The sequence below is a fragment of the Candidatus Frankia alpina genome (assembly GCF_902806485.1).
Lineage (GTDB): Bacteria > Actinomycetota > Actinomycetes > Frankiales > Frankiaceae > Frankia > Frankia alpina.
Genome location: NZ_CADCWT010000141.1, coordinates 1 through 12,977 on the forward strand (window position 1 = coordinate 1; position 12,977 = coordinate 12,977).

The following is a 12,977-nucleotide window of genomic DNA, read 5'->3' on the forward strand; positions in this document are numbered from 1 at the left end:
CGCCGGCAGAGCGTCGGCCGGCATCCTCGACGACCAGGGCGGGAGTGACGCACCGATGTCCCACCCATCCGGTCACGGCGCCACCGCCGATGGCGCGGACGACCGTCGTCCCGGGCCGGGCTCCGGGGAACCGACCCAGGCCGGCCCCTACCGGCTGCTGCGCCGGCTCGGGGCGGGCGGCATGGGCACGGTCTACCTGGGGGTGAACCCGGCCGGCGGGCAGGTGGCCGTCAAGCTGATCCGGTCGGATCTTGCCCGTCTCGCCGAGTTCCGGGCGCGGTTGAAGCAGGAGGCCGACAACGCCCGCCGGGTGGCCCGGTTCTGCACCGCCGCGGTCCTCGACGTTGACATCAACGCCGAGCAGCCGTACCTGATCACCGAGTTCGTCGACGGTCCGACGCTCGCCGAGGCGGTGGCGGGACGCGGCCCACTGAGCCCGGTGGAGCTGCACCAGCTCGTGGTGAGCATGACGACCGCCCTGATGGCCATCCATCGGGCCGGCATCGTGCACCGCGACCTCAAACCGTCCAACATTCTGCTGTCCCGGCTCGCCCCCAAGGTCATCGACTTCGGCATCGCCCGTGCCCTGGACACCGCCACCAGGCTCGATCTCGACCGCTACGGCGCGGACCACCAGCTGGGGACGCCGGCCTTCATGGCGCCCGAGCAGGCTCGGGGCGAGCAGGCCACCTCCGCGGCGGACGTGTTCGCCTGGGGCGGGGTCCTCATCTACGCCGGGACCGGCCGCTACCCGTTCGGCGGCGGCCCGACGCCGGGGCTGCTGTTCCGGACCGTGAACGAACCGCCCGCACTCGACGGGTTCGAGGACAGCCTGCGCCCGCTCGTCGAGGAGGCGATGCGCAAGGACCCCGCGGACCGGCCCCGCGCCGAGGAGCTCTACGCCCGGCTGCTCGACCTGCGTGCCGACGCGCCGGTCGCGGTCCCGCAGCCGCCGCTGTCCCTGTCCGCGGTGACCGCGCTCATCCGACCGCTGATCACCAATCCGCGGGGGGCCCGGCCCGGGGCCGCCGCGGACCCCCTCACCCCGCTCACCCCCGTCACGGATCCTCAGCTCGGCGGGGCGCCGCCCGAGTTCCCACCGATCCCCTCGCGTGCCGGCCACTCCGGCCCGCAGACGCCCGCGGACCGGGCCGGCCCACCGGCCGCGACCGCCGGGCGCGCACCGTCCAGGCCGGTCGGGGAGGCGTCCCCGTCGGGCCAGCATGCCGCCTGGCAGCCGGCCGAGCGGTGGGGGACGATCGCGGCGGATGGCACCGACGGGCTGGTCACGATCTGGACCAAGTCCGAACCTCTCGTCCGCGGCGGCGTGGACGAGCGTCCGCCGGGCGACGAAGCCGGCCACGCACCCGGCGGCGAGAGTGCCGCGGGGTGGCCCGCCGACGGATCCGCCGGCCCGCGGCCGGCGGCGCTCGGGCCGACCGTGGCTGATCGCCGCGGTGGTCGCCGTCATCGCCATCGCTGCGGGCCTGGTCGTGGTGCTCGTCGACCGTGGCGGGAACGAGCCGGCGGCGACGACGAGCGTGCCCGACTCGGTCGCCGCTCGCGCCATCACGCTCCAGGACGACGACGGCGCGCTGGCTCGCCGTCTCGCCCTGGCCGCCTACACGGCCGCGCCGAGCTCGCCGGCCACCCGCAGCGCGATGATCGCCCTGTTCGGCGCCGACGTCGTCCCCAGCGCCGTCAACGCCGGAACCGGTGCCGTGCTGTCGGCGGCGGTCAGCCCGGACGGGCGCCACGTCGCCACCGGCGGGACGGACGGCGTCATCACCGTGTGGGAGGTCACCGATCGGACCAGCCTTGCCCGGCTCGGCTCGGTGACGAGCACCGGCTGGATCGGAGCGCTCGCCTTCAACGGCGGCGGTGACCTGCTCGCCTCCGGCGGCACCGATGGTGCGGTGCGGCTGTGGAACGTGCACGACCCGGAGCACATCAGCCGCTGGTCCGTCGCGAGGCTGTATACCGACGTCGTGCGAACCGTCGCTTTCAGCCCGGACAGCAACACTCTCGCCTCCGCCGGGGCCGACGGCACCCTCGCGCTGTGGGACATCACCGATCCCGCCGCCCCGACGCAGCGCTCCCGCGCCGACACGGCCACCGGCGGGGTGTACGCCGTCGCGTTCGCCCCCGACGGCCGGACCCTGGCCCTCGGCGGGGAGGACGGCACGGTACGGCTGTGGGACATCCACGACGCGGCCCACCCCACGCCGGGGGCCATCCTGCGCGGGCACACCCGCGCCGTGCGCGCCGTGACCTTCACCGGCGACGGTGCCCTGCTCGTCAGCGGCGGCGTCGACGCCACCGTCCGACTGTGGGACCTGCGTGACCCCGCTTCCCGTCCCGCAGGCGGTCATCCCCGGGCAGCTCGGCGGGGTCTCAAGTGTGGCCCGCGGCGCTGCTCCCGCGCTCGTGGCGTCCGGTGGTGACGACGAGACCGTGCGCCTGTTCGACGTCTCCGATCCCGCCGCGCCGCTCACGCTCACCCAGTGGCACGGGCACACCCGTCCGATCAGCACGGTCACGTTCGTCGCCGGCACCGGGGTCGTGCTGTCCGCCGGGCACGACGGCACGCTGCGGCTGTGGGAGGCCGACCCGGGTCGGCTCGCCCACGCTGCCTGCACCGACCCGGCGAACCGGATCACCCGGCAGGAGTGGGCCACCGCGTTCGGCTCGATGCCCTACCCCCCCTGACATCCTGAAAGACTGCGGCCGTGAGCGCTGAGCTGGGTCCATCGGTGATGACGGTCGAGGATTTCGGGCCGGCCTGGAAGCCGGGGCGGTTCGAACTCGGTACGGATGGTCCGCGGACGATCCTCGCCGGTGTCGACGGTTCCCGCACGTCGATGCGCGCGTCGGCGTTCGCCGCGGGCCTCGCCCGCCGCCAGGCGTCCCGGCTCGTCGTCGTGTACGTCGCGTCGCCATCGGTCTGGGCGGCGATGTCCCCGGCCCCGGCCGGGGAGGCGATCCAGCAGGTCGTGGACTCGATCGCCGCCGAGGTGCGCACGTCGATCCACGAACGTTCCGACGAGCTCGGCGTGCCGATCCGGTTCCTCGTCCGCGCCGGTGACCCGTTCGACGGGATCAAGCGCAGCGCCGCCGAGGTGCAGGCCGACATGGTCGTCGTCGGCGCGTCCGAAAGCGCCGGGCACCGGCTCATCGGCTCGCTGGCGAGCCGGCTGGTCCGCAGCGGCCTGTGGCCGGTGACGGTCGTCCCTTAAGCGCCCCGTCAGTTGCGGGCGACCCGGCGCCGAAGACGGCGAACGCCCCGGACGCGACCAGCCAGATCACGACGGCCAGCACGCTGCCCGGCGTCAGCCAGCGAAAGCCGTACGGGCGCACGTTGGGCGTGCTCCAGTACAACAGGGCGATCATGCTGGTCCGGCACCACTGCCCCACCTGGTGTGGGCGCGGCGCCGGTGTCCTGGACGGCGGTGCGGCGGTCGGTGGGCCGGTCATCCCCGCGGCGCCGTCTCAACGCGGTCTGTCTACCGGGCCGGGCGGTGCAGCATCTTGGCTGCCTTGCCGGCCGGCGGGTCCGATGGGACCCGTCCATCGGCCGGAGCGACGGGAGCGGCGGGAGTGGCCGCGGTGCCGCGCCGGGCTGCCTTGCGGAGCTGGATCATGCGGCCGACGCCGGGGATCGCGACGAGAAGCGCGCCGGCGATCGCCGAGAACAGCATCGCCACGGCGAGCGGGATCGACCCGTGCGCGCCGAGGTAGGACAGCTTCACGTCGTCCTGGTTCTGCAGGATGAAGATCAGTAGAAGGATGAGGACGAGCGCGAACAGCAGCAGCGTCGTCCAGACGCGGCTGGTGCGCGTCGCCGGGATGTGCGTCCGCTCGGTGCGCCCGTTCCGTCCCAGGCCCCGCCGTCGCCTGCGTGGGTCGGTCGTCGGTGATCCCGGGTCGGTCGTCGGTGAGGTCGGTGATCGCGGGGCGGCAGCGGGCGTCGGTGGCACCGGGTAGGCGGCGGCCGGGGGCGGCGCGTCGGGCGGTAGCTGTGCGGCGGGGATGGGCTCGGTGGTCGACACCGGCGAGCCCATGGGGCCGGTTCCGGCTCGCGGGGCACCGCCCTCAGACGGTGCGGGGGTGGGCGGTGTGGTCATGGCCGATCCCTACCCAATCGCTCGTCCATATCCCACCCTTTCGGGCGACCATTTGTTGTCTGTCAGTGGTCTGGTGTCATGTTGTTCCGGGCGGTCGGCTCAAGGCTGACCGGTGGTTCCCGAGAGGCCGAGGCCAGCGGTGGGGGCAGGCGCGGTTACGCCCGGCGTTGCCGCGGTGCCGTCCGAGCGCAGGTCCGAGCCGGTGCCGGCGGTCGTGGTCGGGGTGAGGGACCCCGACGGCGGGGTGGTGGGGGTCGCCGTGGCCGATGGATCGGGGGTGGCGCTCGGCGTCGGGGTCGGCGTGGGCGTCGCGGTGGCGGTGGGTGTCGCGGTGGCGTGTCGTCGCGTGGACGTGGGCTTCGCGGAGTTCTCCGGCGACCCGCCGTCCACGGCCGACTGCTCGGTCTGCGTCGCGCGGCGGGTCTGCGCGACGTGCTCGGGCGTCGGGCGGACCAGCAGGTACAGCGCCACCGTCAGCAGGAAGAACACCACCAGGGCCATGGTGGAGCGGCGCATGTGGATCGAGTGCAGGAACTGGACCGGGCGCAGTGAGGACAGTGATGTCAAGCGCGGGACCGCCTGGTCGGGTCGGGGCCGGTCAAGAGGAGGTGGGAGCGGCGGTGTCGAGATCCGTGGGCACGATGATGCCCTCCCGCAGCAGGGCGGTGCCGATGCGCGCCCGCAGCGTCCGGCCCACCTCGAACTGCCGACCTGGCTGGGTGCGGGCCACCACTCTGATCTTGAATTCGTCGAGGTCCATGCTCTCCACGCCCATCACGGTCGGGGCGTCGAGGAGCAGGGCGTGCAGGGTCTCGTCCGCGTAGGACTCGGCGCCGACCCGGTTGAGCAGGTCGCTGACGGTGGTGAGGTCCGCGGTCGCCGGGATGGGCACGTCGACGATCGCGCGGGCCCAGTCTCGGGACAGGTTGATCACCTGGACGATCTGCCCGTTGGACGTGGTGACCACCTCGCCGCTGGTCGTCCGGATCCGGGTGATGCGCAGCGTGACCTCTTCCACCGTGCCGGTCGACCCGGTCGGCGGCCCGCCGGCGACGAGCAGGCGGACCAGGTCGCCGAAGCCGTACTGGCGCTCGGCGATGATGAAGAACCCGGCGAGGATGTCCTGCACGACCCGCTGCGCACCGAGGCCGAGGGCGACACCGACGATTGTCGCCGGTGCGACGAAGCCGGTCAGGGGGACGCCGAAGCGCTGCAGCACCAGCACCGCCGTCAGGCAGTAGACGATGACCAGTACGGCCCAGGTGACGACCTGGGCGACGGCGTGCCGGTGCTTGGCCGCCTCCGTGCGCACCACCCGGTCCGTCCCGGTGGCGGACACGTCGATCCGGCTGGTGACGCGGTCGCCGAGCCAGGTTGCCAACCGGGTGAGCAGCGCCGCCCCCGTCACCAGCAGCACGACCTCCAGGCCGCTGCCGCGGGCCCAGTGCCCGATGTCGCTCAGCGGGGCGGACGCGGTGATCACGGCCGCGGACGCGCCGGCTGCGCTGATCATGCGGTCCAATAGGGCTGTCGAACTCCGCTCACCCCGCCGAACCTACCCTCGGTCCAACCAACGGGTACACACCGGATCGAGGTCACATGAGCGCCCTTCCGGCCCAGATGTGGTTTCGGGCCGAGTCCGATCCGCCGCCGATGACCGATCGGACTACGCCGTGCGTGCCCCCGCCGGTCGTCGCGAGCCGGCACCGGGGCCCCGCCGGCCCAGCCGGGGAGACGATCGGGGCGCCGGTCGGCGGACTCAGCCGCAACCTGACCACCTGGGGCTGATGTTCGAGGACCCGAGCGTTCGCGGGCCCACCGACGCTCGCGGGCGCTCATGCTGATCGGCCCGTGGCCGTGGGGTTGTTCCGCCTGTACACAGGGGCCTTCGGGCGGCCGATCCGGAGCGCGGCGAGAGCGATGCTAACAGGGTCGGATCCGACCGTGTTGGGAGGCAGCGATGCTCCGTTACAGTTCGACGCCCGCGCATGTCGTGGTGCGCGATCTGTCCGCCGACTTCGTCACGGAGGACGGTGCGCGTGCCTCCGTGGCAGGCACCCTGCGTTACGACCCGGCAGATCCATTCGCGGTGGAGTTGATCCTGCGCCCTGGCCGGGAGTCCATCACCTGGATCTTCGCGCGCACGCTGCTCGCGGAGGGGACGCAGGGCCCCACCGGCACCGGCGACGTGCGTATCCGGCCGACCCGGTCGGAGGGGCGAGCGGTCGTAACCGTCTCCCTGTCCAGCCCGTCCGGGCACGCCGACCTCGAACTGCCCCGCTCGATCGTCACCCGGTTCCTCGCGGAGATCGAGGAGAAGGTGCCGGCGGGCCGGGAGAGCGAGGGCATCGACTGGAACACGGAGCTGCGCACCCTTCTGCGCACCCGCAACCCCTGAGGCCCTGCTTCGCTAGGAACATCATCTCGATGCCGCCTTCGGCGGCCCGCCCGGTCTCCCGGTACCCGCAGCGGGTGTAGAGGCGGATGTTGTCGACGCTGCGGGCACCCGTGAACAGCTCGAAGCACGCGGCGGTCGGGTGGCGGAGTTCGATCTCGGCGAGCAGCCGGCTGGCGGGCGTGGGAGGCCGGCGGGCGCCGGAAGGGTGATGGGTGATGGGTGATGGGTGACTCAGGGTGCTTCGGGGGCGCCCTCGGTCGGTTGCCAGAAGGGGATCTCGGGCGGGTCGGCGACCCCGGCGTCTCGCATGAGAATGTCGATGGCGGGCGGGTCGATGAAGAACTGGTGGAAGGCCTCGGTGGGCCGCCAGACGTCGAGCACGATGAGCTGACCGTCGCCGGCAACGAAACAATGGGGCACGACGCCTACCTTTTGCCGAATATGCGATGGGATCCCGGCCGCGGTGACGAAACGTCCGGGCGGCCGGTGGGCCGTCGTCCCGGCGCCGTCACGACTGCCTTCGCTCGATGATGCCCCGCAGAAACGCCGCCTGGCCCACATGCTGGAGGTCATCCGAAACGACGCTGATCAGGCGGACCCCAAGGGTGACAGGAGGCTCCCACCTTTCGTCTACCACGCGGTCGAAGTCGCCGTCGGTCAGCGTGGCGAGGTAGCGGACGGTCTGGTCGTGGACGGCCTCGTGGTAGCCGACGAGCAGCGCCGGGTCGGCCACCCGGACCGCGTCGACCTCCTCGGCCGTATGCCCGTAACCGATCGACGCGACGGGCAGCGCCAGCGCGAACCGGTCCGCGAAGCCGCTCGCGGTCCAGACCTGCTCGAGCCCGGCGACGTCGGCGACGTGGTCGTCCTGAACCCGGGTCAGGTGCCACACCAGCCAGCCGATGGAGTTGGACGTCCCGTCGACGCGGAGGGCGAGCTGCTCCTCGTCGAGCTCGGCGACGGCGTCGCGCACCTCGTCCCGGATCCGCCCGAAGGCATCGGCGAGAAGATCGGAACCGTTCATCGCGCGGGCTCCCCTCACATGGTCGCTGCAATTCCGGCGGCGTCGGGGGTGATCTTAGGGCGGCCGGTCCGGTGCCGGCACCGGGCTCGCGCCCAACCGTCGACGTCGGCGGTGCCCGCCCGCGCACGCTGCTCACTCTGCTCGCCCTCGATCCCGGCCGGACCGTACCCGGAAGCCGAGGATGTAGCCGAGGCCGAGCAGCATGGCGACGGCGTCCCCGGGGCGGACCGCCAGGGTCTGCGCGCTGGTCTGCTTCATCAGCGCCTCCGGCGAGCCGTGGGCGATGATCCGCTCATGGTCGACGACCGCGAGCGCAGTCGTCGCGCCGTAGCGCTTGACCAGCCCCTCGGGGACGATCGCGGGACTGCAGTGTTCGTGTCTGACCGTCATGCCGATCAGCTTGCCGGCCACCACTGACAGTTCGGCGAGACACCGGCGAGTCGCCGGGCGTGGCGCGGCCGCCGCGCTGACAGCCCGCTGACACCGGCTCGCCGACACCGGTCCGCCGGCCCCTGCCCCGAGCCCCGGGGCTCGGGGCAGGGGTTCGCCTTCCTTGCCCTTCCAGAGGGTTCAGTGTCCGATTCGTCCCTCTGGAAGGGCAAGGAACGTGGGGTCATTGCAGCAAGGTGAGGTCAGCCGGTGCGGCGGCGGGACGCGGGTCGCAGGGACGGGTCCCCGCTGTAGTGCTCGACCCCCGCGATGTCGGTGCCCGGCGGGACGACCTTGTCGATCGCGTCGAGCGTGGTCGCGTCGAGGGTGACGTCGGCGCCGGCGAGCACGTCGTCGAGCTGCACCATCGTCTTCGGCCCGATGATCGTTGACGTCACCGCCGGGTGGCTGTCCACGAACGCCAGCGCCAGGTGGGTCAGCGAGATCCCGGCCTGCTCGGCGATCGTGCTCAGCCCCTCCACCGCGTCGTACCGGGCGGGCGTGCTCGGGTCCTCATCCAGCCCGGTACCGCCGCGGCGGCGGGCGAACATGCCCTGCGACCCGTAGCGCGCGCCCGACGGGATCTCGGCGTCCCGCCGGTACTTGCCCGTCAGCCAACCGCCGGCCAGCGGGCTCCACGGGATGACGCCCACGTCGTGGCGCAGCGTCGCGGGCAGCACCCCGTCCTCGATCGACCGGGCGAAGATCGAGTACTGTGGCTGCTCGCAGACGAACCGCTCGCTGTTGCGCCGACGCGCGGCCCACTGCGCCTCGACGATCCAGTCGGCGGGGAACGACGACGAACCCAGGTAACGGACCTTGCCCTGATGGACGAGGTCGGTCAGGGCGCCGAGGGTCTCCTCCAGGTCGACGTCCCAGTCGTGGCGGTGCACCTGGTACAGGTCGAGGTAGTCGGTGTCGAGGCGGCGCAGGCTGTCCTCGACCGCCCGGGTGATCCAGCGTCGGGAACCGCCGCGGTGGTTGCGCTCCTCGTCCATCGCGGTGAAGCACTTCGTAGCCAGGACGATGTCGTCCCGGCGGCCCTTGATGGCCCGGCCGACGATCTGTTCGCTCTCGCCCTGAGAGTAGACGTCGGCGGTGTCGATGAAGTTGATGCCCGCGTCGAGCGCGCGGCCGATGATGCGTACGCACTCGTCGTGGTCGGTGTTGCCGAAGGCGCCGAACATCATGGCACCCAGGCACTGGGTGCTGATCTCGACGCCGGTCCGGGCGAGCTTGCGGTACCGCATGGGTGAAGCCTCCTGCTCGTCATCGTTGGCCCTGCAGCTGTCCTCGCCGATCCCGCGCGGCCGCGGCCGTCCCCGTTACTGCCTGGCCGGAGGGATCGAGCGGGCAGGGCTCCGGACAGGCGGGGATCGTTCAGCATGGATCGTCGCCCCAGCAGACCGTAACGATGAGAGCGCACTCCAAGTCAACCCCGGGGCAGGCGATCCGGCAGGTGATTTCTCGGTTCCGCTCGAGAGGCGATCCCGGAAACCGGAATTAGGCGGGGAAGCGGCCGTTGCGGGCTGGGATGATCGTCCGCAGGCTCGGGGGAGGGGGAGACGGTGGTGGTTGGGTCGGGTGGGGCGCTGGCCGCCGTGGTGGACGGTGCGGCGGCGCTGCGGGTGGTCGCTGTCGTGACCGCCCTGCTGGCCCTGGTGGTGAGCAGGTGGCCGGAGCATCTCGACACGGCGGTCCACGAGGGTGGGCACGCGTTCGCCGCGTTTCTCGTGGGACGGCTGGTGGCCGGCGTCTGGGTGGATGCGGACGGCACCGGCCTGACCTGGTCCTTCGGCCGGCGCAGCGGGGTCGGGCTGTTCGCGACCCAGGCCGCGGGTTACCTCTTCCCGTCCCTCGTCGGGGTCTGCTCGGCGCGGCTGCTGGCAGCGGGGAAGGTCACGGCCGTCCTCATCCTGGGGGTGCTCGCGCTCGCCGCCCTGCTGCTCGTGGTGCGCAACGGCTTCGGTGAGCGCGTCGTCGTCATCGTGGGGGCTTCCATGGTGCTCACCGCCCGCTACTGCCCGGACTGGGCGCAGACCTGGTACGCCTACCTGCTCACCTGGGTGCTGCTGTTCTCCGGTCCGCGGTCGGTGCTGGTGCTGCACCGGGCCCGCCGGCTCGGCGCCGTCGGGTCGGACGCCGACAGGCTCGCCGAGAGCACCCACATCCCCGCCCTGCTCTGGGTCCTCGCCTTCGCCGTCTTCAGCCTGTGGTGCGCCCTGAAGGGTGCGGCCCTCCTGCTGGCCTGACCTTCGCCAGCCCGGTGAGATGCCTGTCAACCGGCCAGGGCACCGCCGGCCACGGCCGCCTCGGCGCGGGCGAGGTGGTCGACGACGGCGGCCAGCCAGGCGAGCGGACGGCTGATGTGCGGGCAGTGGCCGGCCTCGGCGATCACGGCGAGATGGGCGGCCTGGATGCCGTGCGCCAGGGTCTGCGCACTGGCCCGCAACATGGAATCGCGCTCGCCGACGATGACGGTCGTCGGCGCGGTGATCTCGCCGAGCCGGGGGACAAGCGAGGGATAACCGGCGAGTTCCCGGCCCAGCGCGGCGAGCGCAACCGCCCCACCCCGGCCGTTGACACTGTTGGCGCCGGTACGCGACGCGATTGCCGCCACCCCTCCCAGTACCGCGGCCACGATCCGCCTTGCCACTGGGCCGGTGGCGGTGGCCGGGGCGGCCGCGGTGTCGACGAGCACAAGGGAACGCACCCGGCCCGGATGCTCCAACGCGTACCGTAGCGCGATCACGCCGCTGAGCGAGTGGCCGATGAGGTGGATCCTGGCCGGCCCGAGTGTTGCGACCACGGCGGTGAGGTCGGCGAGGAGCAGGTCGAAGGTGTAGTCCGCTCGTCCGCCGGGTGCTCGGCCGCTCGCGCCGTGTCCTCGATGGTCGTAGGCGACGACGTGGCGCGATGCGGCCAGCTCGGGTGCCACCGCTGCCCAGTCCGCGGTGCTGCCGGCGATGCCGTGGACCAGCACGACCGGGCCATCCTCGACGCCGGCCTCCTCGCGCGGGGCGCGGGGCGGGGCTGTCGAGCCGGGCGGTCGCCGTCCGGCCGCATGTCCTCGACGTGCAGCTCCAGTCCCGCCGCCACCGGCAGCCGCCACCCGCTCGCACTGACCACGTGCACATCCTCACCTGGTCGGGTTGGCCGCGCGGTCGTCCGGGCGATCCCGCGGCCGGGCGACGTCGTAGGGCTCGGTCTCGCCGGCGGTGATCATCGCGTCGAGCACCCGGCGGGACGCGACGAGATCGTCCATCCGCGCATCGATCCGGGCCCGTTCCCGGGCCAGGTCCGCGACCAGGCCGGCGCACGGCACCAGGCGGCCCCCGCCCCCCCCGCACGCAGGGCAGCACCTGGGCGATCAACGTGGTGGGCAGGCCGGCGGAGAGCAGCGTGCGGATCCGGCGGACCTGGTCGACGTCCGACTCGGCGTACACCCGGTAGCCGCTGGGCAGCCGCGCCGGATGCAGCAGGCCCTGTTCCTCGTAATAGCGCAGTAGCCGCTCGCTCACGGCGGTGCGCCGAGCCAGCTCCCCGATACGTATCCTGATCCTCTTCCTCGAGCCGGCCGGCCGGCTTGACTCTTACATCGATGTCAGACTTTAGCCTCGGGCTCATGAACAGCGCACCGATCGAATCCGCCGACTCTGCACCCAGGCCGCCCACCGCACCGTCTCCGCCGACGCCGGCGGTCCGTGATCCGTATGCGTCGCCGCTGGTCAGCAAGGTCGCCGTGGTCACCGCCGCTTCCCGTGGAATCGGCCGCGCCGTGGCGCGCCGACTCGCGGCCGACGGCGCCGCCGTCGTCGTCAACTGGCACACCAGTGCCACCGCGGCCCGTGAGGTCGTCGACGGCGCCGTCGACGGCATCGTCGACGGCGGAGGCCGGGACGAAGGCGGCCGTGTTCCGGCGTTCCGACTGTCGGGCCAGTAGGGTGAGGCCGCTGCGCCCTCGACCGGAAATAACCGGTTTGGCCTGAGCGAGGCCCGGTTCGCCCTGGTCACCGGCAGGCCGACAGGTTTCGGCCGGGCCGGGACCGGACGGGCGTGCGGGGACGGGAGGAATGCGGTGACAGCCGAGCGGACCACGGCCGAGGGGACGGCGGCGGACTACCGGCCGCGCCGGTCGGTGCTGTACATGTCGGGGGCGAACGAGCGGGCGTTGGAGAAGGCGAAGAGCCTGCCGGCCGACGCGCTCATCCTCGACCTGGAGGACGCCGTCGCCCCGGCCGCCAAGCAGGAGGCCCGTGAGCGGGTCTGCGCGGCTGTGGCCGCCGGCGGCTACAGCCGGCGTGAGGTGGCAATTCGGATCAACGGCCGGGACACCCCCTGGCACACCGACGATCTGCGCGCCGCCGCCCAGGCGGGACCGGACGCCGTCGTCGTCCCGAAGATCGGCTCGCCGGCGGACGTGCACGCCGTCGAGCGGGACCTGGCCGCCGCCGGGGCCTCGGCGCGCACCCTGATCTGGGCGATGGTCGAGACGCCGATCGCGATGCTGCGCGCCCTGGAGATCGCCCGGTCCTCGCCGCGCCTGGCCGTGCTGGTCATGGGCACCAACGACCTGGCCAACGAGCTGCGCGCCGATCATGTGCCCGGCCGGGCGCCGCTGCTGACCGGTCTGGGGCTGTGCCTGCTGGCGGCGCGGGCCAGCGGTAAGGCGATCCTCGACGGCGTCTACAACGACGTCCGCGACGCCGACGGTTTCGCCGCCGAATGTCGGCAGGGCCGTGAGCTGGGCTTTGACGGCAAGACCCTGATCCATCCAGGCCAGGTCGGGCCCTGCAACCAGGCGTTCTCGCCGTCTGAGGAGCAGCTCGCCGAGGCCGCGGAGATCGTGCGGGCCTGGGCGGCCGCGGCCGCCGCGGGCCGGGGCGTCGTCACCGTCAACGGCCGGATGATCGAGAACCTGCACGTCGACAACGCTCGCCGACTGCTCGCCGTCGACGCCGCCATCGCCGAGCTCGCCACCACCGGCTAGCGGCGACCGCAG

Annotated in this window: 17 protein-coding genes and 4 pseudogenes; 10 read left to right on the forward strand and 11 right to left on the reverse strand. The window is 72.8% G+C overall.

Annotated elements, in window-relative coordinates:
- Positions 1-181 precede the first annotated feature (181 nt).
- The 5 genes and pseudogenes from G6R25_RS27305 to G6R25_RS15220 all read left to right on the forward strand — a co-directional run.
- Positions 182-850, forward strand: a pseudogene (locus tag G6R25_RS27305) (serine/threonine-protein kinase); the annotation flags it as partial.
- Positions 851-1,661: 811 nt separating this feature from the next.
- Positions 1,662-1,757: pseudogene (locus G6R25_RS27310) on the forward strand (hypothetical protein); the annotation flags it as partial.
- A gap of 78 nt (positions 1,758-1,835) precedes the next feature.
- Positions 1,836-2,444 carry a WD40 repeat domain-containing protein gene (locus G6R25_RS27315; protein WP_235948572.1) on the forward strand — a complete coding sequence of 203 codons (609 nt, stop codon included), beginning with the start codon at positions 1,836-1,838 and terminating at the stop codon, positions 2,442-2,444.
- Positions 2,401-2,709: a WD40 repeat domain-containing protein gene (locus G6R25_RS27320; protein ID WP_336501577.1), complete on the forward strand. Its 309-nt coding sequence runs from the start codon at positions 2,401-2,403 to the stop codon at positions 2,707-2,709. Before G6R25_RS27315 ends, G6R25_RS27320 begins: the two co-directional genes overlap by 44 nt.
- Positions 2,710-2,729: 20 nt before the next feature.
- Positions 2,730-3,236 carry a universal stress protein gene (locus G6R25_RS15220; protein ID WP_235948561.1) on the forward strand — a complete coding sequence of 169 codons (507 nt, stop codon included), beginning with the start codon at positions 2,730-2,732 and terminating at the stop codon, positions 3,234-3,236.
- A gap of 25 nt (positions 3,237-3,261) precedes the next feature.
- Here G6R25_RS15220 and G6R25_RS27325 read toward each other — a convergent pair.
- The 4 genes and pseudogenes from G6R25_RS27325 to G6R25_RS15235 form a co-directional block, all read right to left on the reverse strand.
- A pseudogene (locus G6R25_RS27325) lies at positions 3,262-3,390 on the reverse strand (ribonuclease BN); the annotation flags it as partial.
- Between the two features lie 113 nt (positions 3,391-3,503).
- Complete coding sequence (locus tag G6R25_RS15225) at positions 3,504-4,124, reverse strand: LapA family protein (protein WP_235948563.1); 621 nt, start codon at positions 4,122-4,124, stop codon at positions 3,504-3,506.
- Positions 4,125-4,223: 99 nt separating this feature from the next.
- Complete coding sequence (locus G6R25_RS15230) at positions 4,224-4,691, reverse strand: Rv3103c transmembrane domain-containing protein (protein ID WP_163553486.1); 468 nt, start codon at positions 4,689-4,691, stop codon at positions 4,224-4,226.
- A gap of 31 nt (positions 4,692-4,722) precedes the next feature.
- Positions 4,723-5,637 (reverse strand): mechanosensitive ion channel family protein, encoded by a 915-nt coding sequence (locus tag G6R25_RS15235; protein ID WP_163553487.1) that lies wholly within the window; start codon positions 5,635-5,637, stop codon positions 4,723-4,725.
- Between the two features lie 86 nt (positions 5,638-5,723).
- Between G6R25_RS15235 and G6R25_RS15240 the strand changes: the two genes are divergently transcribed.
- Positions 5,724-5,912, forward strand: coding sequence for a hypothetical protein (locus G6R25_RS15240; protein WP_163553488.1), 189 nt, complete (start codon positions 5,724-5,726; stop codon positions 5,910-5,912).
- A 172-nt stretch (positions 5,913-6,084) separates the two neighbouring features.
- Positions 6,085-6,522, forward strand: coding sequence for an SsgA family sporulation/cell division regulator (locus G6R25_RS15245; protein WP_136449363.1), 438 nt, complete (start codon positions 6,085-6,087; stop codon positions 6,520-6,522).
- Positions 6,523-6,753: 231 nt separating this feature from the next.
- On the opposite strand, the gene G6R25_RS15250 is transcribed toward G6R25_RS15245, so the two are convergent.
- The 4 genes from G6R25_RS15250 to G6R25_RS15265 all read right to left on the reverse strand — a co-directional run bounded on the left by G6R25_RS15250 (position 6,754) and on the right by G6R25_RS15265 (position 9,225).
- Positions 6,754-6,942 carry a hypothetical protein gene (locus G6R25_RS15250; RefSeq protein WP_136449026.1) on the reverse strand — a complete coding sequence of 63 codons (189 nt, stop codon included), beginning with the start codon at positions 6,940-6,942 and terminating at the stop codon, positions 6,754-6,756.
- Between the two features lie 88 nt (positions 6,943-7,030).
- A complete protein-coding gene (locus G6R25_RS15255) occupies positions 7,031-7,546 on the reverse strand; it encodes a mycothiol transferase (RefSeq protein ID WP_163553489.1) in 516 nt (171 codons plus the stop codon).
- A gap of 132 nt (positions 7,547-7,678) precedes the next feature.
- On the reverse strand, positions 7,679-7,936 hold the full coding sequence (locus tag G6R25_RS15260; RefSeq protein WP_163553490.1) for a hypothetical protein: 258 nt from the start codon (positions 7,934-7,936) through the stop codon (positions 7,679-7,681).
- 242 nt (positions 7,937-8,178) lie between these two features.
- Positions 8,179-9,225 (reverse strand): aldo/keto reductase, encoded by a 1,047-nt coding sequence (locus G6R25_RS15265; RefSeq protein WP_163553491.1) that lies wholly within the window; start codon positions 9,223-9,225, stop codon positions 8,179-8,181.
- A gap of 318 nt (positions 9,226-9,543) precedes the next feature.
- Between G6R25_RS15265 and G6R25_RS15270 the strand changes: the two genes are divergently transcribed.
- Positions 9,544-10,227, forward strand: a complete 684-nt coding sequence (locus G6R25_RS15270; protein ID WP_163553492.1) for a M50 family metallopeptidase — start codon at positions 9,544-9,546, stop codon at positions 10,225-10,227.
- 26 nt (positions 10,228-10,253) lie between these two features.
- Here the strand turns inward: G6R25_RS15270 and G6R25_RS15275 are convergent, their stop codons facing one another.
- The 3 genes and pseudogenes from G6R25_RS15275 to G6R25_RS31620 all read right to left on the reverse strand — a co-directional run.
- A complete protein-coding gene (locus G6R25_RS15275) occupies positions 10,254-10,958 on the reverse strand; it encodes an alpha/beta fold hydrolase (RefSeq protein ID WP_235948565.1) in 705 nt (234 codons plus the stop codon).
- A 156-nt stretch (positions 10,959-11,114) separates the two neighbouring features.
- Entirely contained in the window at positions 11,115-11,300 is a 186-nt protein-coding gene (locus tag G6R25_RS31615; protein ID WP_235948567.1) for a hypothetical protein, read from the reverse strand.
- Positions 11,301-11,391: 91 nt separating this feature from the next.
- Positions 11,392-11,496 (reverse strand): annotated as a pseudogene (locus tag G6R25_RS31620) (MerR family DNA-binding transcriptional regulator); the annotation flags it as partial.
- Positions 11,497-11,576: 80 nt separating this feature from the next.
- Here G6R25_RS31620 and G6R25_RS27340 point away from each other — a divergent pair.
- Positions 11,577-11,918 carry an SDR family NAD(P)-dependent oxidoreductase gene (locus tag G6R25_RS27340; RefSeq protein WP_163553493.1) on the forward strand — a complete coding sequence of 114 codons (342 nt, stop codon included), beginning with the start codon at positions 11,577-11,579 and terminating at the stop codon, positions 11,916-11,918.
- A gap of 135 nt (positions 11,919-12,053) precedes the next feature.
- A complete protein-coding gene (locus tag G6R25_RS15290; protein WP_235948570.1) occupies positions 12,054-12,965 on the forward strand; it encodes an HpcH/HpaI aldolase/citrate lyase family protein in 912 nt (303 codons plus the stop codon).
- Positions 12,966-12,977 lie beyond the last annotated feature (12 nt).